General features: G+C 77.9%; 1 protein-coding gene. It reads left to right on the forward strand.

Annotation, left to right across the window (positions count from 1 at the left end; translation table 11 throughout):
• Positions 1–479 precede the first annotated feature (479 nt).
• Complete coding sequence (locus IH54_RS0138450) at positions 480–1,811, forward strand: hypothetical protein (RefSeq protein ID WP_159012382.1); 1,332 nt, start codon at positions 480–482, stop codon at positions 1,809–1,811.
• The last annotated feature ends 350 nt before the right edge of the window (positions 1,812–2,161 follow it).

Below are 2,161 nucleotides of genomic sequence, written 5' to 3' on the forward strand. Positions count from 1 at the left end.
CAACACGTAAGGAGTCGTCGGCAGCGTCAGATGTGTATAAGAGACAGGGGTGGGGTGGTCGTCCCCTTCCTCGTGCCTCGCGTGGGCGGCTGCCTGCCGGTGGGGGTGGGTGGGGTGAGCGGCCCCCTCCCACTCTGCCGTGCGTGGGCCGGGGGTGGGTTGGGGTACTCGTCCCCTTCTCCATGCCTCGCGTGGGCGGCTGCCTGCCGCTGGGGGGTGACGTCCACGGGGCTGCGGATCGCCCCGACGGCGGTGCACCCCCGCCGGGGACCGTCGGCCGACGTCCACGTCGCACGGGTGGTGGGGGTGGGGGACACCCCGCCGCAAGGCGCGGGCGCCCCCGCGGTGAGAAAGGCGGCCGGCGGGGTTGCCGGAAGCGGCGGGGGGCCGGGGCGCGGACTCGCGGGACACCGCGGACGCGCATAGCCTCCCAGAACAGCCACCCGCGGTGGTGTGGCGCGGCGAAAGGCGCGATGCGCATGAGGCGGCGAGGACACCGGCTGGGCGCGGCCCGCAGCGCGCTGCTCGCCATCGGAGCCCTGGCCGCGCTCGGGCTCACGGCGTCCCCCGCGGGGGCGGTGCGGGTCCCGAACAGCCTGCCCGGCGCGGAGGGCCCCGCGGAGAACGGGGCCGCCGACCTGTGGATCCCGGTGGTCGCGGTCGTGGTGGTGGGAGTGGTCGCCCTCGTCGCGGTACGCCGCCGGGGTACGTCCGCGGCCGCCCGCAGCGCGCCACGGGCCGCGGTAGCGGGGCCTGGCGTCCGCGGAAGGCCCCGGCGTTACGGTCCGCGCCCGACCCCGCTGCCGGAACTCGACGCGCAGGCGAGCCGGCAGCTCGTGGCGACCGACGACGCCGTCCGTACCAGCCACGAGGACGTCGGTTTCGCGGCGGCGCAGGCCGGTGCCCCGGCGGTGAAGACCTTCGCGGAGGCCGTGGACTACGCCCGGGAGGAGCTGGCCGCCGCCTTCCGGCTGCGCGCGCAGCTCGACGGCGACGCTCCGGACGAGGTGACCCGGCGGCAGCTGCTGGACGAGATCCTCTCCCACTGCACGCAGGCCAACCGCCGCCTCGACGCGGAGGCGCAGGCGTTCGACCGGCTGCGCGGGCTGGAGGCGGACGTGCCCGAGCTGCTGGAGCAGGCCGAGGCCCATGCCACCGCGCTGCCCGGCAGGATCGCGGCGGCCGAGCACGAGCTGGCACCGCTCGCCGCTGAGTACGGCGGCGAGCCGCTCGCCCCGGTCGCCGGGCACCCCGCGCAGGCCCGCGCCCTGCTGGACTTCGCCCGGGAGCGGCTGGACCTCGCGCGCTCGGCGGTCGGTACGGACCACGGCCGGGCCGCGCTGTTCGTCCGCCTGGCCGAGGGCGCTCTCGGCCAGGCCGCCACCCTCGCCGAGGCGACCGCGCGCCGCGCCGCGGACCTGCGGGAAGCGGAGGGCCTGCTCGGCGAGGACCGGCCCCCGGGGCCGTACGACCCGCTCGCGGCACTGCGGGACGGGCCCTACGCGGAGTTCGCGGCCCGCAGCGAGGTCGCGGCGGCGCGCGACCTCATCTCCACGCACCGCGGAGCCATCGGCTGCGCCGCCCGTACGAACCTGGCCGGGGCCGAGCGCTCCGACGTCCCCCCGGCGGACGCGTACCGCCTCGCCCGCGCGGCCCAACGCCTCGCCCTCAACGACCTCACCGTCCACACCCCCCTCTCCCCCGCCGCCCTCGGCGGCCTCCTCCTCCCCCCTCACGGCGCCTTCGGCGCCACGAGCGGCCCCACCGGCGAGCAAGCAGCCCCCACCACCTTCGGCGGCCCCCGCACCTGACGGCGCGGACCCACCACCCGTGCGACATGGCCGTCGGCTTTCCCCCACCTGCGGGGGTGCACCGCCGCCGGGGGCGAACCCGCCATCGGGGTGCCCGCGCCTGACGGCGCGGGGGTTTCCCACCCCCACCGTGCGGGTGGGACGTCGGCTTTCTGTCCCCCTGCGGGGGTGCACCACCGTCGGGGGCGACCCGCAGTCCCTCGCACCTCACCGGCGGGCAGCCGACGCAACGCAGGAGGAGGGGGCCGCTCACCCCACCCACCCTCACCCCCACCGGCGGGCAGCCGCCGACGAGACCTCGGGAGGGGGACGATCCGGGGGTGCCCCCGCAGGAATGCGCACCCCGTCCG

The sequence above is a fragment of the Streptomyces sp. NRRL F-5123 genome (assembly GCF_000721495.1).
Classification (GTDB): domain Bacteria; phylum Actinomycetota; class Actinomycetes; order Streptomycetales; family Streptomycetaceae; genus Actinacidiphila.